21 protein-coding genes are annotated in these 22559 nt (G+C 72.2%); 14 read left to right on the top strand and 7 right to left on the bottom strand.

From position 1 onward, the window contains the following. Nucleotides 1-184 precede the first annotated feature (184 nt). From AB0N90_RS02570 to AB0N90_RS02560, 3 genes are all read left to right on the top strand, one after another. A complete protein-coding gene (locus tag AB0N90_RS02570; RefSeq protein ID WP_365192421.1) occupies nucleotides 185-805 on the top strand; it encodes an L-threonylcarbamoyladenylate synthase in 621 nt (206 codons plus the stop codon). 98 nt (nucleotides 806-903) lie between these two features. Beyond that, a complete protein-coding gene (locus tag AB0N90_RS02565; RefSeq protein WP_365192419.1) occupies nucleotides 904-1659 on the top strand; it encodes a dienelactone hydrolase family protein in 756 nt (251 codons plus the stop codon). 217 nt (nucleotides 1660-1876) lie between these two features. Beyond that, nucleotides 1877-3049 (top strand): glycoside hydrolase family 64 protein, encoded by a 1173-nt coding sequence (locus AB0N90_RS02560; protein WP_361683128.1) that lies wholly within the window; start codon nucleotides 1877-1879, stop codon nucleotides 3047-3049. A 77-nt stretch (nucleotides 3050-3126) separates the two neighbouring features. On the opposite strand, the gene AB0N90_RS02555 is transcribed toward AB0N90_RS02560, so the two are convergent. Then, nucleotides 3127-5451, bottom strand: coding sequence for a M4 family metallopeptidase (locus AB0N90_RS02555; RefSeq protein ID WP_365192797.1), 2325 nt, complete (start codon nucleotides 5449-5451; stop codon nucleotides 3127-3129). Nucleotides 5452-5855: 404 nt separating this feature from the next. Here AB0N90_RS02555 and AB0N90_RS02550 point away from each other — a divergent pair, with 404 nt between their 5' ends. The 4 genes from AB0N90_RS02550 (at nucleotide 5856) to AB0N90_RS02535 (ending at nucleotide 10526) form a co-directional block, all read left to right on the top strand. Beyond that, the gene (locus AB0N90_RS02550; protein WP_365192417.1) at nucleotides 5856-6764 is read left to right on the top strand and encodes a serine hydrolase; all 909 of its coding nucleotides are present in this window, start codon (nucleotides 5856-5858) and stop codon (nucleotides 6762-6764) included. Nucleotides 6765-6816: 52 nt separating this feature from the next. Further along, on the top strand, nucleotides 6817-7797 hold the full coding sequence (locus tag AB0N90_RS02545) for an alpha/beta hydrolase (RefSeq protein ID WP_365192416.1): 981 nt from the start codon (nucleotides 6817-6819) through the stop codon (nucleotides 7795-7797). Nucleotides 7798-7850: 53 nt separating this feature from the next. Then, on the top strand, nucleotides 7851-9350 hold the full coding sequence (locus AB0N90_RS02540) for a metallophosphoesterase (RefSeq protein ID WP_365192414.1): 1500 nt from the start codon (nucleotides 7851-7853) through the stop codon (nucleotides 9348-9350). Between the two features lie 144 nt (nucleotides 9351-9494). Beyond that, a complete protein-coding gene (locus tag AB0N90_RS02535) occupies nucleotides 9495-10526 on the top strand; it encodes an LLM class flavin-dependent oxidoreductase (RefSeq protein WP_365192412.1) in 1032 nt (343 codons plus the stop codon). A 15-nt stretch (nucleotides 10527-10541) separates the two neighbouring features. On the opposite strand, the gene AB0N90_RS02530 is transcribed toward AB0N90_RS02535, so the two are convergent. Next, on the bottom strand, nucleotides 10542-11483 hold the full coding sequence (locus AB0N90_RS02530) for a TauD/TfdA family dioxygenase (RefSeq protein ID WP_365192796.1): 942 nt from the start codon (nucleotides 11481-11483) through the stop codon (nucleotides 10542-10544). 212 nt (nucleotides 11484-11695) lie between these two features. On the opposite strand from AB0N90_RS02530, the gene AB0N90_RS02525 reads away from it, so the two are divergent. From AB0N90_RS02525 to AB0N90_RS02515, 3 genes are all read left to right on the top strand, one after another. After that, nucleotides 11696-12526: an aldo/keto reductase gene (locus AB0N90_RS02525; RefSeq protein ID WP_365192411.1), complete on the top strand. Its 831-nt coding sequence runs from the start codon at nucleotides 11696-11698 to the stop codon at nucleotides 12524-12526. Between the two features lie 59 nt (nucleotides 12527-12585). Beyond that, nucleotides 12586-13242, top strand: coding sequence for a DNA polymerase ligase N-terminal domain-containing protein (locus tag AB0N90_RS02520; RefSeq protein ID WP_365192409.1), 657 nt, complete (start codon nucleotides 12586-12588; stop codon nucleotides 13240-13242). Nucleotides 13243-13405: 163 nt separating this feature from the next. Continuing rightward, on the top strand, nucleotides 13406-13843 hold the full coding sequence (locus AB0N90_RS02515; protein WP_365192407.1) for a cupin domain-containing protein: 438 nt from the start codon (nucleotides 13406-13408) through the stop codon (nucleotides 13841-13843). 7 nt (nucleotides 13844-13850) lie between these two features. Here the strand turns inward: AB0N90_RS02515 and AB0N90_RS02510 are convergent, their stop codons facing one another. The 3 genes from AB0N90_RS02510 to AB0N90_RS02500 all read right to left on the bottom strand — a co-directional run bounded on the left by AB0N90_RS02510 (nucleotide 13851) and on the right by AB0N90_RS02500 (nucleotide 17377). Further along, on the bottom strand, nucleotides 13851-16196 hold the full coding sequence (locus AB0N90_RS02510; RefSeq protein WP_365192405.1) for a SpoIIE family protein phosphatase: 2346 nt from the start codon (nucleotides 16194-16196) through the stop codon (nucleotides 13851-13853). Between the two features lie 57 nt (nucleotides 16197-16253). Next, complete coding sequence (locus AB0N90_RS02505) at nucleotides 16254-16721, bottom strand: peroxiredoxin (RefSeq protein ID WP_365192404.1); 468 nt, start codon at nucleotides 16719-16721, stop codon at nucleotides 16254-16256. Nucleotides 16722-16795: 74 nt separating this feature from the next. Then, nucleotides 16796-17377: a MarR family winged helix-turn-helix transcriptional regulator gene (locus AB0N90_RS02500; RefSeq protein WP_365192402.1), complete on the bottom strand. Its 582-nt coding sequence runs from the start codon at nucleotides 17375-17377 to the stop codon at nucleotides 16796-16798. A 250-nt stretch (nucleotides 17378-17627) separates the two neighbouring features. Here AB0N90_RS02500 and AB0N90_RS02495 point away from each other — a divergent pair, with 250 nt between their 5' ends. The 4 genes from AB0N90_RS02495 (at nucleotide 17628) to hemC (ending at nucleotide 21029) form a co-directional block, all read left to right on the top strand. Then, a complete protein-coding gene (locus AB0N90_RS02495) occupies nucleotides 17628-18011 on the top strand; it encodes an SH3 domain-containing protein (protein ID WP_365192401.1) in 384 nt (127 codons plus the stop codon). A 191-nt stretch (nucleotides 18012-18202) separates the two neighbouring features. After that, nucleotides 18203-18982 (top strand): DUF2690 domain-containing protein, encoded by a 780-nt coding sequence (locus AB0N90_RS02490; RefSeq protein ID WP_365192399.1) that lies wholly within the window; start codon nucleotides 18203-18205, stop codon nucleotides 18980-18982. 130 nt (nucleotides 18983-19112) lie between these two features. Beyond that, nucleotides 19113-20069 carry an ATP-dependent DNA ligase gene (locus tag AB0N90_RS02485; protein WP_365192794.1) on the top strand — a complete coding sequence of 319 codons (957 nt, stop codon included), beginning with the start codon at nucleotides 19113-19115 and terminating at the stop codon, nucleotides 20067-20069. A gap of 18 nt (nucleotides 20070-20087) precedes the next feature. Next, a complete protein-coding gene (hemC, locus tag AB0N90_RS02480) occupies nucleotides 20088-21029 on the top strand; it encodes a hydroxymethylbilane synthase (RefSeq protein WP_172427395.1) in 942 nt (313 codons plus the stop codon). Between the two features lie 24 nt (nucleotides 21030-21053). Here hemC and AB0N90_RS02475 read toward each other — a convergent pair whose 3' ends face one another. Then, nucleotides 21054-21578, bottom strand: coding sequence for a hypothetical protein (locus AB0N90_RS02475; protein ID WP_361682991.1), 525 nt, complete (start codon nucleotides 21576-21578; stop codon nucleotides 21054-21056). A 183-nt stretch (nucleotides 21579-21761) separates the two neighbouring features. Further along, the gene (locus tag AB0N90_RS02470; protein WP_107437019.1) at nucleotides 21762-22556 is read right to left on the bottom strand and encodes an ABC transporter permease; all 795 of its coding nucleotides are present in this window, start codon (nucleotides 22554-22556) and stop codon (nucleotides 21762-21764) included. Nucleotides 22557-22559 lie beyond the last annotated feature (3 nt).

Here is a 22559-nt window from a genome sequence, read left to right as displayed (position 1 = left end):
CTCATGGTCCGGGTGCCCCCGCGTCCCGGGGATACACCAGGGGATTCTCCCGGGGTGTATCGGGGGATTCCCGGGGATTGCGGGGCGCCCGCGGACCGAGGTACGTGCCGTGCTCGCGGGTCCGGGCGGCAGGCGGCGCCCCCTGCCGCCCGCGTCGCTCCCGGGGACGGCATAAGCTCGGCGAATGGCGAAGTACTTCGATGTGCACCCCGAGAACCCGCAGGCCCGCAGCATCGCCCAGATCGCGGACGCGGTGCGGTCGGGGGCGCTGATCGCATACCCGACCGATTCCTGCTACGCGCTCGGCTGCCGGCTGGGCAGCAAGGACGGGGTGGACCGGATCCGGGCCATCCGCCGGCTGGACGACCGCCATCACTTCACGCTGATGTGCCGGGACTTCGCGCAGCTCGGGCAGTTCGTACGGGTGGACAACGATGTGTTCCGGGCCGTGAAGGCGTCCACCCCCGGCAGCTACACCTTCATCCTCCCGGCCACCCGCGAGGTCCCGCGCAAGCTGATGCACCCGAAGAAGAAGACCGTGGGGGTGCGCATCCCGGACCATGTGGTCACCCAGGCGCTGCTGGCCGAGCTGGGCGAGCCGCTGCTGTCCAGCACGCTGCTGCTGCCGGACGAGGAGGAGCCGATGACCCAGGGCTGGGAGATCAAGGACCGCCTCGACCATGTGGTGGACGCGGTGGTCGACTCCGGGGACTGCGGCACCGAGCCGACCACCGTGGTCGACTTCTCCAGCGGCGAGGCGGAGATCGTCCGGCGGGGCGCGGGCGACACGGCACGGTTCGAGTGACGGCGCGGGGCGGTTCGGCGGACCGCCCGCGAGGGTCCCGATCCTGCGTGGCAGCATGAGATCCGCCCGCCGTCCCTTTCCCCCAGGAGGCCGTCATCATGACCGACGTACAGGGAGCATCCGTCGACATCCCGACCGAGGACGGCACCGCCGACGCCTACCTCGCCCATCCCGCGGACGGCGAGCCGCATCCGGGGGTCCTGCTCTACCAGGACGCCTACGGACTGCGCCCCCAGCTGCGGTCGATGGCCGACCGGCTGGCGTCCGCCGGGTACACGGTCCTGGTGCCCAACGTCTTCTACCGGCACGGCACCACCCCGCTCGGCGAGCTGCCGGAGTTCATCGACCCGGCGGCCGACCCGGGCCTCTGGGGGCGCATCGGCCCGGTGATGGGCTCCCTCACCCCCGAGCAGTCCCGGCGGGACGCGGACGCCTATCTGGGCTTTCTCGCGGACAATCCGTTCGTCACCGACGGTCCGGTCGCGCTGACCGGCTACTGCATGGGCGCCCGGCTCGCCCTGCGCACGGCCGCCACGCACCCCGACCGGGTGGCCGCGGCGGCCGGCTTCCACGGCGGCAAGCTGGTCACGGACGCCCCGGACAGCCCGCACCGCGGTGCCGGGGACATCACCGCCGAGCTGTACTTCGGCTTCGCCGACCAGGACGCCTCCATGCCGGCCGAGCGGATCCGGGAGCTGGAGCAGGCCCTGGCCGCGGCCGGGGTGCGCCACACCTGCGAGGTGTATCCGGGCGCGCAGCACGGCTACACCCAGGCCGACACCCCCGCGTACGACCGGGAGGCCGACGAGCGCCACTGGGCGGCGCTGCTGGCCCTGCTCGGCCGCGCCTTCTGAACCACCGGCCCACGGCGCCCGCCCCGCGAGGGGCGCCGGGCGGGTGCGGGGCGGCCTGCGGGTGACGGGAAGTCACGCCGGAATCGTTGACACGGGTACGACTTCGGCACCAGTCTGAGAGCGCTCTCAGACAGGTACGGACCAGAGATCGGAGGTCCGTACGACCCCGACCCCCACACGGAGGTGGAGAGTGCCGCACACTCGAACCCGACGCGCGCTGCCGTTAGTCGCCGCCGCCGCCCTCGTCGGCGGAGCGCTCGCCCTCGGCGTCCCCCAACACGCCAGGGCGGCCGTACCGGACACCATCGCGCTGACCATCACCAACAACTCGGGCCGCACCCAGCCCGTCTACCTCTACGACCTCGGCACCCAGCTGTCCTCCGGGCAGCAGGGCTGGGCGGACGCGAACGGCGCCTTCCACGCCTGGCCGGCGGGCGGCAATCCGCCGACTCCCGCGCCGGACGCGGCGATTCCAGGACCGGCCGCCGGGCAGTCGACCACGATCCGCATCCCGAAGTTCTCCGGCCGGATCTACTTCTCCTACGGCCAGAAGCTCGTCTTCAAGCTGACCACCGGCGGTCTGGTGCAGCCGGCCGTGCAGAACCCGTCCGACCCCAACCACGACATCCTCTTCAACTGGTCCGAGTACACGCTCAACGACTCCGGGCTGTGGCTCAACAGCACGCAGGTGGACATGTTCTCGGCGCCGTACTCCGTCGGGGTGCGCCGTGCCGACGGGAGCGTCAGCACCACCGGGCAGCTCAAGCAGGGCGGCTGGTCGGGATTCTTCGACGCCCTGCGCGGACAGTCCGGCGGCTGGTCCGGGCTGATCCAGACGGGCTCCGACGGCTCGGTGCTGCGCGCGCTGTCGCCGCTGTACGGAGTGGAGACCGGCGCGCTGCCCGCGAGCGCGATGGACGACTATGTGAACCGGGTCTGGCAGAAGTACGCGTCGTCGACGCTGACCGTCACGCCGTTCGCCGATCAGCCGGACAAGAAGTTCTACGGCCGGGTCTCGGGTGACGTCATGAACTTCACCGACACCTCCGGCGCGGTCGTCACCAGCTTCCAGAAGCCGGACGCGGACAGCGTGTTCGGCTGCCACAAGCTGCTCGACGCGCCCAACGACGCCGTGCGCGGGCCCATCTCCCGCACCCTGTGCGCCGGGTTCAACCGCTCGACGCTGCTGGTGAGTTCGCAGGCGCCGGACAACACGCCCGGTGACTTCTACCAGGACGCGGTGACCAACCAGTACGCGAAGGCGGTGCACGCGCGGATGTCCGACGGCAAGGCCTACGCGTTCGCCTTCGACGACGTCGGCAACCAGGAGTCGCTGGTCAACGACGGCGATCCACAGCAGGCGTACCTCACCCTGGGCCCGCTGGACTGACCGCACGAGAAGGTCCCGCTCCCCGGCGAGGGAGCGGGACCTTCGGTTCGGACGGTGCGTTCAGCCGGTGCGGGTGATCAGCTGGTGGTCAGGGACGTGTCGTCCACGACGAAGCTGGTCTGCAGCGAGGAGTCCTCGACGCCGTTGAACTTCAGGGTGACCGTCTGGCCCGCCAGCGAGGACAGGTCGAAGGTCTTCTGGACGTAGCCCGAGGCCTTGTTCAGGTTCGAGTACGAGGCCAGGGTGGTCGAACCGGCGGTGACCGTCAGCTTGTCGTACGCGGTGCTGGTGGTGGTCTCGGCGGAGTCGATGTGCAGGTAGAAGGACAGGGTCGCCTTGCAGCCCGCGGGGATCGTCACCGACTGGGACAGGGAGTCGGTGTGCGAGGTGCCGTAGCCGTCCATCCACGCCTTGTACGAGCCGCCGTGCGCGGCCTCACCGGTGTCGTTGGTGATGACACCGCTGCTCGCGGTCCAGCCGGTGTTGCCCGACTCGAAGCCCGGGTTGGCCAGCAGCTGGGTCGAGGTGCAACCGCCGCCGCCACCGCTGGTGCTGACGGCCCAGGAGAAGGTCGCGGTACCGGTCGCGCCGGTGGAGTCCTTCACCGTGACGGTGGTGCTGTAGCTGCCGGCCGCGGACGGCGTACCGGAGATCACACCGGTGGAGCTGTTGATCGACAGACCGGTCGGCAGGCCGGAGGCGCTGTAGGTCAGGGAGCCGCTGTTGGTGCTGCTCGCCTGGACCTGGAGGCTGACCGCCGTGCCCACGGTGGAGGACTGGCTGCCCGGGTTGGTGACCGTCACGCCGTTGCTCGGCGGGGTGATGTGGCTGCCGACGTTGATGCCCGCGAAGGCGTTGCCGACACCCGCGTACTGCGCGGAGTTGGTGCCGTAGAGCGCGGCGGCCGCGTTGAGCGCCGCGGTGCGGGCACCGGCGTAGTTGGTGCTGGACGTCATGTACGACGTGAGCGCCTTGTACCAGATCTGGAGGGCGGCGTCCCGGCCGATGCCGGTGACGGCGACACCGTCGGAGGTCGGGCTGTTGTAGGTCACACCGTTGATGACCTTGCTGCCGCTGCCCTCGGAGAGCAGGTAGAACATGTGGTTCGCCGGACCCGAGGAGTAGTGCACATCGAGGTTGCCGACGCCCGAGTACCAGCTGTCCGCCGAACCGCCGTCCTTGCTCGGCTTGTCCATGTAGCGCAGCGGGGTGCCGTCACCGTTGATATTGATCTTCTCGCCGATGAGGTAGTCACCGGGATCCGAGCTGTTGTTCGCGTAGAACTCCACGCCCGTGCCGAAGATGTCGGAGGTGGCCTCGTTCAGGCCGCCCGACTCGCCGGAGTAGTCGAGGCCCGCGGTGTTGGAGGTGACACCGTGGCTCATCTCGTGACCGGCGACGTCCAGCGCGGTCAGCGGGTCGTTGTTCCCGGAGCCGTCGCCGTACGTCATGCAGAAGCAGCTGTCGTCCCAGAACGCGTTCACGTACGAGTTGCCGTAGTGCGTCCGGGAGTAGGCGCCGACACCGTCGTTCTTGATGCCGCTGCGCCCGAACGTGTTCTTGTAGAAGTCCCACGTCTCCTGTGCGCCGTAGGCGGCGTCCGCGCCGGCCGTGGCGGCGTTGGAGTTGGTGCCGTCGCCCCAGGTGTCGCTGCTCTGCGAGAACAGGGTGCCGGTGCCGGAGGAGCCGTGGTTCAGGTTGTACGTCTTGTGACCGCCGCGCGTGCCGTCGGTCAGGTTGTACGACGAGCCCGACTGGGTCGAGGTCAGCGAGACCTGGCCGCTGTAGCGGGTGTTGCCGACGCCGGTCTCGATGCCCTGGTACCGGTACAGCTCCTTGCCGGTGGTGGCATCGGTGATGACGTGCAGCTTGCTCGGCGTGCCGTCGTCCTGGAAGCCGCCGATCACGGTCTCCCAGGCGAGCTTCGGGGTGCCGCTGCCGGCCCAGATCACCTTGCGGGCGCTGTCCGCGGCGGGCTTCGCGGCGTCCAGGGCCTTGGCGGCCTTCAGCGCCTTGCCCTCGGCCGCGGCCTTGGTGTAGGTCGCCGTGGTCGAGGAGACCTGGATCTTGTTCTTGTTGTTGTACGTGGCGCTCACGGTGCCGGCCGCCAGCGAGGCGGGCGGGGTGTGCACGATCAGGTCGCCGCCGAGGACGGGCAGACCGTCGTAGGTGCGCTCGTAGCGGGTGTGCAGCGTGCCGTCGGCGTCCTTGGTGACGTCCTTGACGACCAGCTTCTCCTTGGCGCCGAGGCCGAGGGTGCGGGCGGTGTCGGTCGTCTTGTCCTGGGCGCTCTGGATCAGGGCCTTGTGCTGGGCCGGGCTGAGCTTGGCCTCAAGGGCGCCGACGCGCAGGGGGCTGAGGTGGTGCGCGGCGGGCGCGGCCGTCGCCGGGCCGGCCTGCATACCGACGGCGAAGAGGGCCGCGGTGGAGAGCAGCGCGGCTCCGACCGTGGCCCGCTTGGAGAAACGTCCCTGGGGCAGACGTCCGTGAGAAAGGGGTCTGTGGGGTCTCACTCTTACTCCTCCTGCATAGGCCGCCGGGTCGCGGCCTGTGAGAGACCGGACAGCCGGGTCTGCTGTCCGGTGGGTGGTGCTGTGCGGAAGACCGTGATCCGTGGTGCGCTCGTGGGGGATCAGCGTGCGCTGGGAGAATGACAGTCTTGAACCGTCCATGTCACCAGCGCGGGAACCAATCGAGGGTTTTCCCTATGACGTCGCTGTGCGCTCCCCCAGCGGCCAATTCACGTTCATGAAACAACTGTTGGGGCGCCTGTGACGGCAGGGACCACCCTGGGAAGATCGTCTTCATGACGGTCGACACGGTAGGAGCGATCTTCGAGCGGGCGGGCTGCACGGGCACGCTGCTCGTCCAACCTCTGCACGGGGAAGGGGAATTCGGGGTGGATGCCGATCAACTCGTGGTACCCGCCTCGGTGATGAAGATGCTGGTCGCACTGGCGGCGGAGACCTGGTTCGCCGAGGGCCGGCTGGATCCGCGGGAGCGGGTGGTGCTGGGCGGCGCGGAGCGCACACCCGGTACGGTCGGGGTGTCGCTGTTCGAGGACGAGGTCGCGCTGTCCTTGCGGGACATGGTCGTCCTGATGCTGACCATCAGCGACAACCCGTGCACGGACGCGCTGATGAACCGGCTCGGGGTGGACACCCTGAACGCGACGGCCGCGCGACTCGGGCTGCGGAACACGGTCGTCCGGTCCGATCTGCGCACCATGCTGGACTCCATCGGCCAGGACCTCGGCCGCGCGGGCTGGGCGGACCTCGTCGACTGGTCGGGCCGTGCCTCGGCGGCCGAATCGGCGGACGCCGACGAGAAGTTGCCGGGGGTGCGCGCGCTGACCCCCGGCGCGGGCACCCGTACGACAGCGCGCGACATGGTGCGGCTGCTGCGGCTCATCTGGAGCGGGCAGGCGGGGCCGGAGGCGGCCTGCGCGCGGGTGCGGGCGGTCATGGGCCGCCAGCTCACCCGGCACCGGATCGCGAGCGGGTTCCGGACGCCCGTGCGGGTGGCGGCCAAGAGCGGTGGGCTCGCCGGGATCGTACGCAATGAGGTCGGCGTCGTCTCGTATCCGGACGGCCGTCAGTACGCCGCCGCGGTCTTCACCAGATCGCGGCCGGGCGCGGACGACGCCGCGATCAATGCCGCGATCGGCGCCGCGACCGCGCACGCCGTCGCCTCGTTGCACCGCGAGACGGCCTGAAATCCCCTTCACCCGACAGCTCATGTTCACTCGACAGCCCACGGGAGGGCTCATGACACACATCAGCGAACCGACGCACCGGCTGGTGCCCACCGAGGCGGGGCGGATCCATCTCGTGGAGCAGGGCAGCGGGCCGCTGGTGCTGCTGGTGCACGGCTTCCCGGAGTCCTGGTACTCCTGGCGCCATCAGCTGCCGGCCCTCGCGGCGGCCGGGTACCGGGCGGTGGCCATCGATGTCCGCGGCTACGGCCGGTCCTCCAAGCCGGCCGCGACGGACGCGTACCGGCTGACCGAACTCGTGGCGGACAACGTCTCGGTGGTGCACGCGCTCGGCGAGGAGTCGGCGGTGGTCGTCGGCCACGACTGGGGTTCCGCCATCGCCTCGGGCTCGGGCCTGCTCCGTCCCGAGGTCTTCCGGGCGGTGGGCATGCTCAGCGTGCCGTACACCCCGCGCGGAAAGTCCCGGCCGACCGAGGTCTTCGCCCATATGGGCGGCGGGAAGGACGAGTTCTACATCTCCTACTTCCAGGAGCCGGGCCGTGCCGAGGCCGAGATCGAGCCCGATGTACGCGGCTGGCTCGCGGCCTTCTACCGGGCCCTGTCCGCCGGGACCATGCCCGGACCCGGCGACCCCGTCCCATACGTGGTCAGCCCCGGCGGCACCCTGCGCGACCGGTGCCCCGACGGGCCGCTGCCCGGGTGGCTCGGCGAGGCCGAACTCGACTTCTACGCAGGCGAGTTCGAGCGGACCGGGCTGACCGGAGCGCTCAACCGCTACCGGAACATGGACCGCGACTGGGCGGACCTCGCCGCCCATGAGGGCGCCCCCCTCACCCAGCCGTCCCTGTTCATCGGCGGCGCCCTGGACGCCACCATGTCCTGGCTGTCCGACGCCATCAAGGCGTTCCCCCGCACCCTGCCGGGCCTGGTCTCCTCGCAGTTGCTCGACGACTGCGGCCACTGGATCCAGCAGGAGCGCCCCGAGGAGACCAACCGCCTGCTCCTCGACTGGCTGGCAAAGCTGCCCGCCTGAGGCCCGAAGCCCGGTCTCCCGCCGCTGGTCGGCGCGTTGTTACGGTGCTCCGCGTGTCTGACTCCTCACGCGATACCGCACAGGGCGCCGGCTGGGGCTCGGCCGAGCCGGGTGCCTACAAGCAGTTGCTGCCACCCCACGTCCAGAAGGTGTCCTGGCTGAACCCCAGAACGCTGTGGGCGGCCCGCAACGGCGTGCTGGCCTCCTGGTTCGGCGACCCCACCGGCCGTACCCGCGGCCGGTGGGCGGCCCGGCGGCAGTCCGCCGGGGCGCCCGCCGACAAGGTGTTCCGGCGGGAGGTGCCGGACCGGTTCTCCTTCATGGTCATCGGCGACACCGGCGAGGGCGGCGAGTCCCAGTACGCCGCCGTGCCCGGGTTCCTGAAGACCGGTCAGGGCACCGAGTTCGCGGTGATCACCAGCGATGTCATCTACCCGGTGGGCAGCGCCGACGACTACGAGAACAAGTTCTTCCGGCCGTACCGGGACTACCCGGCGCCGATCTACGCGATACCCGGAAACCACGACTGGTACGAGGACCTCGGCGCCTTCATGCGGGTCTTCTGCGCCGACACCCCGCCGCTGGATCCCGCGCCCAGGCCCCGCCCGCTCGGCCGGGCCTGGTGGCAGGCGCTGCTGTGGCACCGGCCGCGCCCGACGGACGGTCAACACCTGGACGAGGCGCGGAAGTTGCGGTCGGCGCCCGAGCAGCAGGCCGAACAGCCGGGCCCCTACTGGGCGTTGGACGCCGGGCCGGTGCGCCTGATCGGTATCGACACCGGACTGCTGGGCACCCTCGACGCCGAACAGGGCGCCTGGCTGCGCGAGGTGTCCAAGGGCCCGCGCCCGAAGATCCTGATCACCGGGTCACCGCTGTACGTCGACGGCGAGCACCACCCGTGCCCCATCGACGGCGGCGGCACCGTGGACGACATCGTCCGGGCCCCGGAGCACCACTATGTGGCCGCGATCGGCGGTGACATCCACAACTACCAGCGCTATCCGGTCCAGGTGGACGGCCGCACCCTCCAGTACATCGTCGCGGGCGGCGGTGGGGCGTTCATGCACGCCACCCACACCATCCCGCGGGTGTCGATCGGCGGGGTCACCGAACGCGACTTCCGCTGCTACCCGCTGCGCGGCGACTCGCTCGCCTTCTACAGTCACCTCTACGCCCGCCGGCTGCGCCTGCCCCGCCTCGGGCTCAGCGAGTCGGAGGCCACGGCCGTGATCGCCGAACGCCTCGGCATCGAACCCGGCCGCGCCCCCGGTCCCGACACCCGGGTCACCCGGCGCACCCGTCTGGTCGCGAGCCTGCTGGGCGCCGGCGGCCGCCCCGACCGCACCGCACGCATCCGGCTGCCGGTGCGCAAGATGTACACCCAGCTGTTCTCGCCGTCCTCCGTCACCTACACCCCGCCCTTCTTCAAGTCCTTCCTGCGCCTGGACGTCGGCGCGCAGGAGATCCGCGTCCGCTGCTTCGCCGCGACCGGCAACCGGCCGCAGGAACTGGACCCGCCGCTGGAGGACGAGGTCGTCATCCCGCTGCAGTGACCCCTGAAGGGAACCTTTTGAAGCGAACCCTTTGAAGCGACCCCGCCGGACGGTCCGGGCCCCGCGCCGAAATCCGATCACACAGTTGTCACACTCGGCTGCCACACTCGATGGCGAACCGCAGTACGACCGCTGGAGGAGCCCGTGCCGTCCACCCCACGCCCCCTGCGCAAGCTGGGCTTCCTCACCATCGGCCTGTTCGACCCTGCGGACCCGGCCCGGGGACACGAGTCCACGCTGGAGATCATCGAACTGGGCGAGCGGCTCGGCTTCGACAGCGCCTGGGTCCGCCACCGCCATCTCCAGTACGGCATCTCGTCCCCGGTCGCGGTCCTCGCCGCCGCCTCCCAGCGCACCCGCCGCATCGAACTGGGCACCGCGGTCATACCGCTCGGCTGGGAGAACCCGCTGCGCCTCGCCGAGGACCTGGCGACCGTCGACCTGCTGTCCGGCGGCCGGCTGAACCCGGGGCTCAGCGTGGGCCCGCCGATGCACTACGACCAGGTGAAGGACGCCCTGTACCCGGACACCGGCGACAGCGAGGACTTCGGCCACGGACGGGTGCGGCGGCTCCTTGACCTCGTGCGCGGCAAGCCCGCCAGCGATTTCAGCGGGGTCGAGGGCTTCGAGGTGTTCAGCGATGTGGTGCAGCCGCACTCCCCCGGGCTCGGCGGCCGGCTGTGGTACGGCGGCGGCAGCCTCGGCTCCGCGCGCTGGGCGGGCGAGCACGGGATGAACTTCCTGACCAGCAGCGTCGTCAAGGCGGCGGCCCCGGGCGAGGAGCCGTACGACTTCGCGGAGATACAGCGGTCCCTCATCCGGGAGTTCCGGGCGCACCACCCCGACGGCGCGGCGGCCCGGGTCTCGCAGGGCCTGGTGGTGATACCCACCGACTCGGCGAGTCCCGAACAGCGCGGCCGGTACGCCGAGTTCGCCGCCAAGAGGCTGCCGCGCACCACCGCCCCGCAGGGCCCGGCGCGGCTGCTGTTCGCGCCGGACCTGGTCGGCACCTCGGCGGAACTGGCCGAGCGGCTGCGGGCCGACCCGGCGTTCCGCGAGGTGGACGAGGTGGCCTTCGCGCTGCCGTTCACCTTCGCGCACGAGGACTATGTGCAGATCCTGACCGACATGGCGACGAAGCTCGGTCCGGCGCTCGGCTGGCAGCCTGCGCTCTGACCGTCGTACCGGCTGCTACCAGCGGCCCGCCTCGGTGCCCGTCACCGGGGTGGAGGGCCTGCCGTCCACCCCGACCGGCACCTCGCCGTGCAGCATCACCCGGTGCATGATCCGGGGCGCGTCCAGCCGGGTGTGGTCGCTGGGGGCCAGATGGATGGTGGCCCGGTTGTCCCAGAAGGCGACGCTGCCGGGCGCCCAGCGGAAGCGGACCGTGTACTCGGGGCGGACCGCCTGGTCGAGGAGCATCTGGAGCAGGGCGGCGCTCTCCGGGCGGGAGACGCCGGTGATCTGCTCGATGTAGTAGCCGTTGACGAACAGCACCCGCTCCCCGGTCTCCGGGTGCACCCGCACCAGGGGGTGCTCGCAGGCCACCTGGTGGTCCAGGAGGTGGCGCAGATAGGCGTCGTCGCCGGGGCGTGGCTGGTAGCCGACGCCGAGCCGGTGCTCGGCGCGCAGCCCGTCCACGAAGGCGCGCACCGGCGCGGACAGGCCCGCGTAGGCGGCCGCCAGATTGGCCCAGGTGGTGTCGCCGCCGTAGGGCGGGACGGACTCGGCGCGCAGAATGGTCGCGGCGGGCGGGTCGACGCGGGCGCCGTGGTCGCAGTGCCAGCCGCGCAGCAGATGGGGGCGGCGGCGGGCGAGCCACTCCTCGTGGTCCATGCCGTAGCGGCCGCCCAGTTCCAGCCGGTCGGCGGTGGTCTCCACCTCGGGGAAGTCCGGGGGCGAGGCGCCGCCGCGGCGGCCGAGGAGCACCGGTTCGCCGAAGCGGCGGGCGAAGGCGACCTGCCCGGCGTGGTCCAGGCGCTGGTCCCGGAAGAACACCACCTTCCAGCGCAGCACGGCCCGCCGGATCAGGTCGGCCACCGCGTCGTCGAGGGGTGCGGCGAGGTCCACGCCGGTGATCTCGGCGCCGATGTGCCCGGCGACCGGCCGCACCTCCGCGCCCCCGGCCCGCATGTCCACACCGGTGGCCGGATCCGGCCATTCCCGCTGCCGCTCCTGCTGCCGCGCGGCGGCCCTGTCCGTCGTCATGCGCGCGCTCCGCTGCTCGTCCGTACCGGCCCCGGGGCCCGTGCCGTCCACCGGCCACGTCGCGCCCGTCCGGTTGATCACCACTCACCCTATCCATGAGGCTGGTGGCACGACACTGTCGAGCGGAAGGTCTCCCCGTGAACGGCATACCGGTGCACACGCTCAACGACGGAACGACGATCCCCGCCCTCGGCCTCGGCACCTGGCCGCTGGACGACACCGCGGCCGAGCGGGCCGTACGCGAGGCGCTCGGCCTCGGCTACCGGCTGGTGGACACCGCGGTGAACTACCGCAACGAGACCGGCGTGGGCCGTGCCCTCGCGGACGCCGGGGTGCCCCGCGAGGAACTGGTGGTGACGACCAAGCTGCCGGGCCGCCACCACGGCTACCAGGAGACCCTGGCCTCCTTCGAGGAGTCCCGGCGGCGACTCGGCGTGGAGTACGTGGACCTGTACCTGATCCACTGGCCGAACCCCCGGGTCGGCAAGTACGTCGATTCCTGGAAGGCGATGATCAAGCTCCGGGAGGACGGTCTGATCCGCTCGATCGGCGTCTCCAACTTCACCCCGGAGCACATCGTGCGCCTGGAGAAGGAGACCGGTGTGCTGCCGTCGGTGAACCAGATCGAGCTGCACCCGCTGTTCCCGCAGGAGGAACTGCGCGCCTTCCATGCGGACCAGGGCATTCTCACCGAGAGCTGGAGCCCGCTGGGCCGGGGCGGCCATCTGCTGGGCGATGCGCGGGTCGGCCGGATCGCCGACGAGCACGGGGTGAGCCCCGGGCAGGTGCTGCTGCGCTGGCACGTCCAGCTGGGCGCGCTGCCCATCCCGAAGTCCGCCGACCCCGAGCGGCAGCGCGCCAACCTGGACGTCTTCGGCTTCGAGCTGGACTCGGACCAGATGGCCGCGATCGCCCGGCACGCCCCGACCCGGCTCGGCGGCGACCCGGAGACGCACGAGGAGTTCTGAGACCGGTGTGAGCGGGGTACCCGGGGCCCGGTGAGGCCGACGCACGGAAGGAGCCGCAGGTGGCAGCGGAGGACCGGCTGCGGACGTACCGCGGCAGGCGCGACTTCGAGCGGACCCGGGAACCCTCGGCCGACGGGCGGGAACGTGTGAGCGAAGGCCGGGAACCCTCGGCCGGACAGGACGCCGGGAGCGGGGGCGACGGGCGGCCGCGGTTCGTGGTGCAGATCCACGACGCCCGCCGGATGCACTTCGACTTCCGGCTCCAGGTGGGCGACGTCCTGAAGTCCTGGTCCGTGCCGAGGGGCCCGTCCGCCGACCCCGGCGACAAGCGGCTCGCCGTGCCGACGGAGGACCATCCGCTGGCGTACGAGGACTTCGAGGGCGTGATCCCGAAGGGCGAGTACGGCGGCGGCACGGTGATCGTGTGGGACCGGGGGACGTACGAGCCGCTGAGCCATGACCGGCAGGGACGGCCGGTGGACTTCGCCGAGTCGCTCAAGCGCGGACACGCCACGTTCCGGCTGCACGGCACCAAGCTGCGCGGCGAGTACGCCCTGACACGTTTCCGGGGCCGGGACGGGGAGGACCACTGGCTGCTGGTGCGCAAGGGCGCGGCGCACAAGGCCGGGCACGGGTCCCCCGACCCCCGGCGGGCCCGTTCGGTGCGCACCGGGCGCACCCTCGCCCAGGTCGCGGCGGACGGCGGCGCGTGCTGACCGGACACGGGCGGACCTGGCGAGCGCCGACCGGGCAAGCGCCGGCCGAGCAAGTGTCGACCGGGCGGGCACCGACAATCCGGATTCCCCGATTCCGGCCCCAACAGATGTGCGAGGAGCCTATGTTCGCGCCGACATCCCTCGCTCCCCTGGAGGCATCCCCATGCGCACAGCACCGCGCGCCGCCGCCCTGCTCGGCGCCGTGACCGCCGCCACCGTACTTACCTGCCTGCCCGCGGGGGCGACCCCGGCGGGCCCCGGGGTGACGGCCCGCACGATCAGTGAACGAACCGTCGGGAACACCGACTACACCCTGCGGGAGATCACCGTCCCGCCCGGCCAGAGCACCGGCTGGCACTACCACGACGGCCCCCTGTACGGCGTGGTGCGCCAGGGCACCCTGAGCCACTTCGACTCCGCCTGTGGCCCGGACGGGGTGTACCGGGCGGGCGCGCCGATACAGGAGCCGGCCGGGCCGGGGAACGTGCACATAGGCCGCAACCTCGGGGACACCCCGGTGGTGCTCGATGTGCTGTACGTGCTGCCGCACGGCTCCCCGTTCTCGGAGGACGCGCCGAACCCGGGCTGCGCCTTCCAGTAGGGGGCGATCAGGCGTCGGGGAGCGGCTGTTCGGCCCAGATGGTCTTGCCCGCGGCCGTCTGCCTGCTCCCCCAGCGCTGGGTGAGCTGCGCGACCAGCAGCAGTCCCCGGCCGCCCTCGTCGTAGGCGTGCGCCCGGCGCAGATGCGGGGAGGTGGAACTGGTGTCGGAGACCTCGCAGATGAGGGCGCGGTCGCGGATCAGCCGTAGCTGGATGGGGGGTTCGCCGTAGCGGATGGCGTTGGTGACGAGTTCGCTGACGACGAGTTCGGTGACGAACGCGGTCTCCTCCAGCCCCCAGGCGGCCAGTTGCTCACCTGCGGCCTGCCGGACGACGGCGACCTGGGCGGGGTGGGCGGGGACGTCCCAGGTGGCGACCCGGTCGGCGCCGAGGGCCCGGGTGCGCACCAGCAGCAGGGCCACGTCGTCGCCGGGCTGGTCGGGCAGTACGGCCTTGAGGACGCCGTCGGCGAGGGCGTCGAGGGAGTCGGCGGGGGCCCCGACGGCGCGGCGCAGCTCGTCGTCGGCGCCGTCCGGGTTCCCGGCGCGGTGGGCGACCAGGCCGTCGGTGAACAGGGCCACCACGGAGCCCTCGGGCAGCTCCAGCTCCGTTGCCTCGAAGGGCAGTCCGCCGATGCCGAGGGGCGGCCCCGCGGTGAGGGGCACGAGCTCGGCGCCGTCGCCGCCGGGCAGGACCAGGAACGGGGCCGGATGGCCGGCGGTGGCGAGCGTGAGCCGGCGCGAGACGGGGTCGTAGACGGCGTACACGCAGGTGGCACCGATCTCGGCGACCTCCTCGCGGCCGTTCTCGGCGGCCAGATGGGTCACCAGATCGTCGAGGTGGGTGAGGAGTTCGTCGGGCGGCAGGTCCACGTCGGCGAGGGTGCGCACGGCGGTGCGCAGCCGCCCCATGGTGGCCGAGGAGCTGATGCCATGGCCCACCACATCGCCGACGACCAGTCCGACCCGGCCCCCGGAGAGCGGGATGACATCGAACCAGTCGCCGCCGATCCCGGCCTGGGAGCCGCACGGCAGATAGCGGTGGGCCACGTCGAGCGCGGCCTGTCCGGGCAGTCCGCTCGGCAGCAGGCTGTGCTGGAGGGCGAGGGCGGTGCTGCGTTCGCGGGCGAAGCGGCGGGCGTTGTCGATGCAGACGGCGGCGCGGCTGGCCAGCTCCTCGGCGAAGACGGCGTCGTCGGGGCCGTAGTCCTCCGGATGCGCCAGCCGCACGCAGACCGCGACGCCCAGGGTGGTGCCGCGGGCGCGCAGCGGTACGGCGATCATGGAGTGCACGCCCTCCCGGAAGGGGGCGCCCTGGGGCGCGCGCTCATTGCGGTCCGCGAGCCAGGCCCGGAATCCCGGCTCGCCCGCCTGGCTGAGGATCGCGTGGCCCTCGCGCAGCGCGCAGGCCGGCGGCGCGGGGGGCCGGTAGATCTGGGTCTCGCCGACCCGGACGGCCACCCCGGGGCTGCCGGGCCGGGTGGATTTGTAGGCGACGCGGTGCAGCTCGACGTCGTCGGCGGCGACCATCGGGGGCTCGTCGGCGCCGAGCACCCAGTCGAGCAGGTCGACGGTGGCGAAGTCGGCGTAGCGCGGGACGAGGATCTCGATCAGTTCCTCGGCGGTGCGCACCACGTCGAGGGTGGTGCCGATGTGGGCGGCGGCCTCGTTGAGCAGGGCGAGCCGGCGTCTGGCCCAGTACTGCTCGTTGCTGTCGTAGGCGGCCAGGGCGACCGCGGTCTGCGTACCCGAGGCGTCGCGCAGCGGCCACATCTCCAGGCTCCAGAAGTGCTCTCGGTTCAGCGCGGGCGCGGCGGCGAAGCTCTCGTAGCGCACCGGCAGACCGGTCTCGGCGACCTCGCGCAGATGGCGCAGGAAGCCCCGGTTGGACTCGGTGTCGGCCACGGTGTCGAGGAAGAACCGGCCGGTCAGCCCCTCCTCGGGGACGCCGATGACCTTGCAGGCGGCGTCGTTCAGGCGGAGATAGCGCTGCTGGAGGTCGAAGACGGACATCGACATGGACGCCTGCTCGAAAGCCTGTGCGGCGAGCGTGACGCCGGGCGGTTCGGCCGTCACGGCATAGCCCGCGGGCCGTCCGTCGCCGCTGTCGAGGGGGCAGGCGGTGACGGCGAGGTCGAGGCGGTGGCCGTCGTGGTGCCGCAGGGCGACGGTGCCGTGCTGTGTCCCCGTCGGCGCGGCGAGGGCTTCCGCGGGAAGTTCCGCGGCGAGCAGCTCCGCCGCGGGGCGGCCCACGACCTCCCCGGCCGGGTGGCCCGTGAGCAGCCGCGCACCCTCGCTCCACCCGGTCACCCAGCCCCGAGTGTCGATGATCGCCACGGCGGCGACACGGTCCATAAGGCCCAGAATGATCCGATTGTCGCGGCTCCTCAAGCGCGGGGGCCGCGGGCCGGGTCATGCCCGGTGGGCGCGCAGGGCGGCGAGGGCCTTGTCGGCGTGGGTGTTCATGCGCAGCTCGCTGCGGACGATCTCCAGTACGGTGCGGTCCTCGGCGATGACGAAGGTGACGCGCTTGGTGGGGGCGAGGGTGAAGCCTCGCTTGACCCCGAACCGCTCGCGGACCGTGCCGTCGGCGTCGGACAGGAGCGGCATGCCGAGCGTGTGCCGTCCTGCGAACTCCCGCTGCTTGTCGACGTCGTCGCCGCTGATGCCCACCGGCCGGGCGCCGAGCGCGGCGAACTCGGCGGCGAGGTCGCGGAAGTGGCAGGCCTCGGCGGTGCAGCCCGGGGTGAGGGCGGCGGGGTAGAAGAAGAGGACCACGGGTCCGTCGGCGAGCAGTTCGCCGAGGCTCTTGACGGTCCCGGACTCGTCGGGGAGGGCGAAGTCCGCCGCCTTGTCCCCGACCTCGACGCGCTCGCTCATGACCGGTTCCTCCTCTGGTGGCCTGCCGCCGGATATTACTGGACGGTAAGCCGCCGGGTGGCCCGTTCGCGGGACTACGTCTCCGGCCCCTCCGGCTCCTCCGGTTTCTCCCGCTCCTCCGGCTTCTCCCGCTCCTGCGGCCCGGCCACCGCCACCGCGCCCGGCTCGCCCTCCGTCTCGGCGGAGTACGCGAGGAAGTCGTCCACCATCCGATGGAACAGCGTGGCCAGCTGCCGCAGTTCCTCGGGCCGCCAGCCGGACAGGGCCAGCTGCATCTCCCCTGCCCCGGCCTCCCGGATCCGGCCGACGGCCAGGCGGCCCGCTTCGGTGAGCCGGATCCGCTGGGCGCGCCCGTCGTCGGGGTCGGGCACCCGGGTGACGTACCCCGCCCGCTGGAGCTGCTGCACGGTCCGGGTCACATGCGAGGCCTCGACCCCGAGCCGGTGCGCCACCTCCCCCGGCCGCATCGGCACGCAGTCCGCGATCTGCCGCAGCAGCGCCACCGCGGCCCGGTCCAGCGGCACGTCGGCCAGGGCCCGCAGCCGGTCGTGATGCCGGGTGCGGGTGCCGAGGTAGGTGATGCGGGTGAGGGCCCGCTCGATCTCGGCGACCTCCGGGGAGGTCGCGTTCGGGCCGGACGGCGAGGGCGCGGGCATGCCTCCGAGTCTACGCGGACATTGCACGACTCAACCTTTTCGTCCCAGTGGCGTGAGAGGCACGGACCGAGTCGCTCCGGTACGTCCGCCCGGCTCCGCGCCTCCCGCGAGATCAGGCCGGCGGCCCGCGCCCCGGGACGTCCCACGCCGTCCCAGGGGACAGCGAAACGGCATGGTGAGGGGTTCGCACGGCAAGGCTGGGCGGCGTGATCACGGTTCGTGGTCACGAGATCGACAGCCGGAGGTTTCCATGATCCGTCGGGCCCTCAAGAGCGTTCTGCCGGCCGCGGCCGCGGTGCTCGCCCTGCTCCCCGCGACGGCCGGTGCCGCCGCGGCGAGCACCGTCACCGCCCACCCGGTGGCCGCCGTCGCCGCCCCGCAACACCCCGTCCACACCCAGCCATACCACACCGGCCGGGTCGCCACCCGCGGCATCCGGCTCAACGTCCGCTCCGGCCCGGGCACCGGCTACCGGGTGGTCGGCAGCCGGCACACCAACCGGCTCATCTCGGTCAGCTGCAAGACCTACGGCTCCCGGGTGCAGGGCAACCACGTCTGGTACCGGCTCCCCCAGCACCGGGGCTACGTCTCCGCCCACTACGTGACCACCGGCCGGTACGTCCCCTGGTGCTGACGGGCGTCCGCCGCATCACCCACTGACCGCCGAGGGCCTGTCCGGGAGCCGCGTCCCGAACAGGCCTTCGGCATGAGGGCGCTTGACCCGGCCCATACCTCGTCCGGTGTTGCAGCGGCCGTCCGGCAGGGAAACCATCCCGGCATCAGGGGCGAAACGCCCATAGGGGAATGGGAGTCGAGGAACGCACGATGCGGCACCCCCAAGGATCGACCGCGCCGGACGAGTCGCTGGTGGTGACACTGCGCGAGCTGAAGGACCGTACAGGTCTGAGCCTGGCGGCGCTGGCCGCGCGCACCCCGTACAGCAAGTCCGCCTGGCACCGCTATCTTTCGGGCGGCAAGCGGCCGCCGCGGCCCGCGGTGGAGGCCCTGTGCCGGCTGGCCGAGGCCGACGCCGCGGCCGTACTGGCACTGTGGGAGGCGGCCGACGAGCCCGCGCCCCTGGAACCGCCCGAGGAGAGCCCCGGCGGCCGCCGCTCGTCCTGGCTCCCGCTGTGGATCCCGGTGTCGGTGCTCGCCCTGTTCGGCGCGGCCGCGGCGGTCGCCGCGGCCGTGGCCCTGTCCGGACGTCCGGGGTCCGCGCCGGTGGCCCAGCCCCTGAGCGAGGTGCCGCGCTGTCACGGGTCCTCCTGCCGGGGCGAGTTGCCCGACGCCTCGGTGTGCGCCCGGGACGCGCAGACCAGGAGCAGGGTCGCCGACCGCGCCTATGCCGTACGGCTGCGCTACTCGCCGTCCTGCCGCACCGCCTGGTCGGAGGTGCGGGTGCGCGGCCGGCTGGCCCGGGAGGTGTCGGTGCGCGCGGGCGACGACATCCTCTCCGCGAGCTATCCGGCCGACGATGTGACCGGCGTCAACAGTCCGATGCTGTCGGTGGGTTCGCCCCGGGGCGTGGAGGCGTGTGCCGAGGTGGGCGGGAGGGTGGCGTGCACGGGCCTGGACGCGGACGGACCGCCGGGACCGATGGACTGACACATGGGCCGGGCGGCGGCCCGGCGGGGCACCCCGTTCAGGGGAACCGGGGGCCGAAGGCGCGTGCCGGGGCCCGCATCGGTCGACATCTTCTGCCGTGACCGCCACCGCACTGCCGTTCATCGCGCCGATGCTCGCCACCCCCGGCTCGCTGCCGCCCGCCGCGCAGGACGCGCGCTGGGCGTACGAGACCAAGCAGGACGGGCAGCGGGTGATGGCCTATCTGCCCGGGGACGGCTCCCTGGTGCTGCGCGCCCGTTCCGGCGAGGTGATCACCGGGGCGTATCCCGAACTGGCGCCGCTGGGCGGCGCGCTGGGTGCCGCTCCGGCGGTCCTCGACGGCGAGGTGCTGGCCCTGGACCCGGACGGCCGGGCCGACTTCCAGCTCCTGCAGAGCCGGATGGGCCTCGCCCACGCGCCCGCGCGGGCCGCGCGCCGGGCCGCACAGGTGCCGGTGCATCTGGTGCTGTTCGACGTGCCGTATCTGGCTCAGCCGCTGTTGCGGGAGCCGTACGTACGACGCCGGGCCCGGCTGCTGGAGCTGGGGCTGTCCGGGCCGTACTGGTCGACGCCCGGCGCGGTGACCGGGCACGGCGCCCAGGCGCTCGCGGCCACCCGGGAGCACGGGCTTGAGGGCCTGGTGTGCAAGCGGCTCGACTCGGTGTACGAGCCCGGGGTGCGCTCGCGCGCCTGGATCAAGATCCGCAACATGCGGGCCGAGGACGTGATCGTGGGCGGCTGGCTGCCGGGCAAGGGGCGGCTCGCGGGACTGCCCGGCGCGGTGCTGGTGGGCCAGCGGGACCCGGCCGGGCGGCTGCGGTACGTCGGCGGGGTGGGCACCGGCTGGAGCGAGGCTGAGCGGACCCGGCTCGCGGAGCTGCTCGCGGACGCGGCGAGCGGGCGCTGCCCCTTCGAGCCGGCGCCCCGCGTCCCGGGCGCGCGCTGGGTGCTGCCCCGGCTGGTCGGCGAGGTCGGCTACAGCACCCGTACCCGGACCGGGCTGCTGCGTCAGCCGTCCTGGCTGAGGCTGCGTCCCGATCTTTCCCCGCAGGACTCGGCGGCGGACCTGCCCCGGGACCCGGCATGAGGTACGGGGGTCTATCGTGTGCGCATGCCGGTTCCCGAACTGATCCGAATCGTCTCCCGTGACTCGCCCATGGCCCTGGCCCAAGTGGAGCGGGTCCGCGCCGAGTTGGCCGCCCTGCACCCGGGGGTGCGCACCGAGGTCGTCCCCGTGAAGACCACCGGCGACAAGTGGCTCGGCGATCTGGCCCAGGTCGAGGGCAAGGGGGCGTTCACCAAGGAGGTGGACGCGGCCCTGCTGGCCGGGGCGGCGGATCTCGCGGTGCACTGTGTGAAGGACGTGCCCGCCGACCGGCCGCTGCCCGCCGGTACGGTGTTCGCCGCGTTCCTGAAGCGGGACGACATCCGTGACGCGCTGGTGCACCCGGGCGGCCTCACTCTGGACGAGCTGCCGGCCGGTACCCGGATCGGCACCTCCGCGGTGCGCAAGATCGCCCAACTGGCCGCCACCCACCCGCATCTGGAGTGCGTGCCGTTCCGCGGCAACGCCAACCGCAGGCTCCGGAAGCTGGCCGACGGCGAGGCGGACGCGCTGCTGCTCGCGGTGGCCGGTCTTGAGCGCATCGGGCGCACCGATGTGATCAGCGAGGTGCTGTCCCCGGAGACGATGATGCCGCCGATCGGCGCGGGCATCCTCGCCCTGCAGTGCCGGGAGGACGACACCGAGCTGATCGACGCGGTCAGCGGGCTCGGCGACCCGGACACCCACCGGGAGGCGACGGCCGAGCGGATGTTCCTGCATGTGCTCCAGGGCCACTGCAACAGCCCGATCTCCGGGTACGCGCGGGTGGACGCCAGCGGTGAACTCTCCCTGCGGGCCTGTGTGTTCACGCCCGACGGCAAGACCCGGCTGAACGCCCACGAGTGGGCGGGCCGACTCGATCCGGCCACGCTCGGCACCTCGGTGGCGGTGGCGCTGCTGCGGCAGGGCGCACGGGAGATCATCGACGGCATCCCGCACTGAGCGGGGCCGGGGGGCGGCCGGGGCTCAGGCGGTGCCGGGCTCCGTCTGCTCCTTGAGGAAGGCGCTGACCTGGTGGGCGAGGTCGCCCTGTGCGGAGCCCATGGGGGCGGTCGGCGCGGTGGCCTCCTGGACGCCGGTGCCGCCCGCCCACAGCCGGCGCTCGGTCCACTCCTCGTCCACCCGCAGCTGCACCTGGATGTCCACATGGGTGAGCGCGGCCTCGGGGGCGGCGGCGTAGAGCACGGCGGTGGCCCGGCGCAGCGGATAGACGTCGAAGCCCTCGATGAACTGCGAGTTGCGCCAGTCGATGAAGGCGCCCTCGCCGTCCGGTCCGACCCGGACGTCGAGTTGGCCGTCCTCCAGGTGGATACCGAAGTGCCGTGTGCCGCGGTTCTCGATCGTCACCCGGACACTGAAGTACGTCAGACCGGCCGCGGCGTCGTCGCGTCCGCGCGGGGGTTCGGCGGCCTCCAGGCGGTGGACGCGGACCCGCAGACCGGCATGCTCCTCGTACTCCTGCCAGTCACCGACCACGTTCGGCTCGTACACAGTGCCCCTCTCGACCCCCGAGTGTCTATCTGTGGGCTCAGCGCACTGTCAAATGAGCGGAATGCACCGTGGCCAGGGGGTTCGCCCGCTTTGATCGTTGATCAAGCGCTGCCCAGGAAGAATCCCCCCGAGCCCGGTTCGGGCGGGCCACGGTGCGTGCCGCACATCACGTTCCCGGCAAGATCACCGGGCCAGCCGGCCGAGCAGTGAGGAGGCCGCGGTGATGCCGAGCGCGGCGGCGATCGCCAGCACCCCGAAGTCGGCGCCGAGATGCGAGGGCGTGCCGAGCAGCAGCCCGCGCAGCGCGTCGACCTGATAGCTCAGCGGGTTGACCTTGCTGACGGCCTGGAGCCAGCCCGGCATCACGGAGACGGGGTACAGGGCGTTGGAGCCGAAGAAGAGCGGCATGGTGATCGCCTGCCCGAATCCCATCAGCCGGTCGCGGCTGAGCACGATGCCCGCGATGGTCATCGAGAGGCAGGAGAAGAACACCGAGGCGAGGATCACCGCGAGGGCGACACCGAGCAGCTTCAGCGGGTTCCAGGTGAGGGCGACACCGAGCAGCGCCGCGATCACGATCACGACGATCGCCTGCACCAGCGACTTCACCCCGGCCGCGAACGCCTTGCCGGTGATCAGCGCCGAGCGCGGGGTCGGGGTGACGAGCAGCTTGTTCAGGATGCCCGCGTCCCGCTCCCAGATGATCTGGATGCCGTAGAAGATCGCGATGAACATGGCGGACTGGGCGATGATGCCGGGCGCCATGTAGTCGATGTACGGGATCCCGCCGGTGGGTATCGCCCGGATCCGGGTGAAGGTCTGACCGAAGATCAGCAGCCACAGGGCGGGCTGGACGGCGCGGGTGTACAGCTCGGTGCGGTCATGGCGCAGCTTCTGGAGCTCCACGGTGCACATGGCGAGCACCCGGGCGGGCAGCAGCCGCCAGCCGGCGCGCGGCACCGGAGGGGTGAGCAGCAGCGC

Origin of the sequence: Streptomyces sp. NPDC093018, assembly GCF_040684035.1 — a bacterium.
Taxonomy (GTDB): Bacteria; Actinomycetota; Actinomycetes; order Streptomycetales; family Streptomycetaceae; genus Streptomyces; species Streptomyces murinus.
This window is presented reverse-complemented; position numbering and strand designations above follow the sequence as displayed.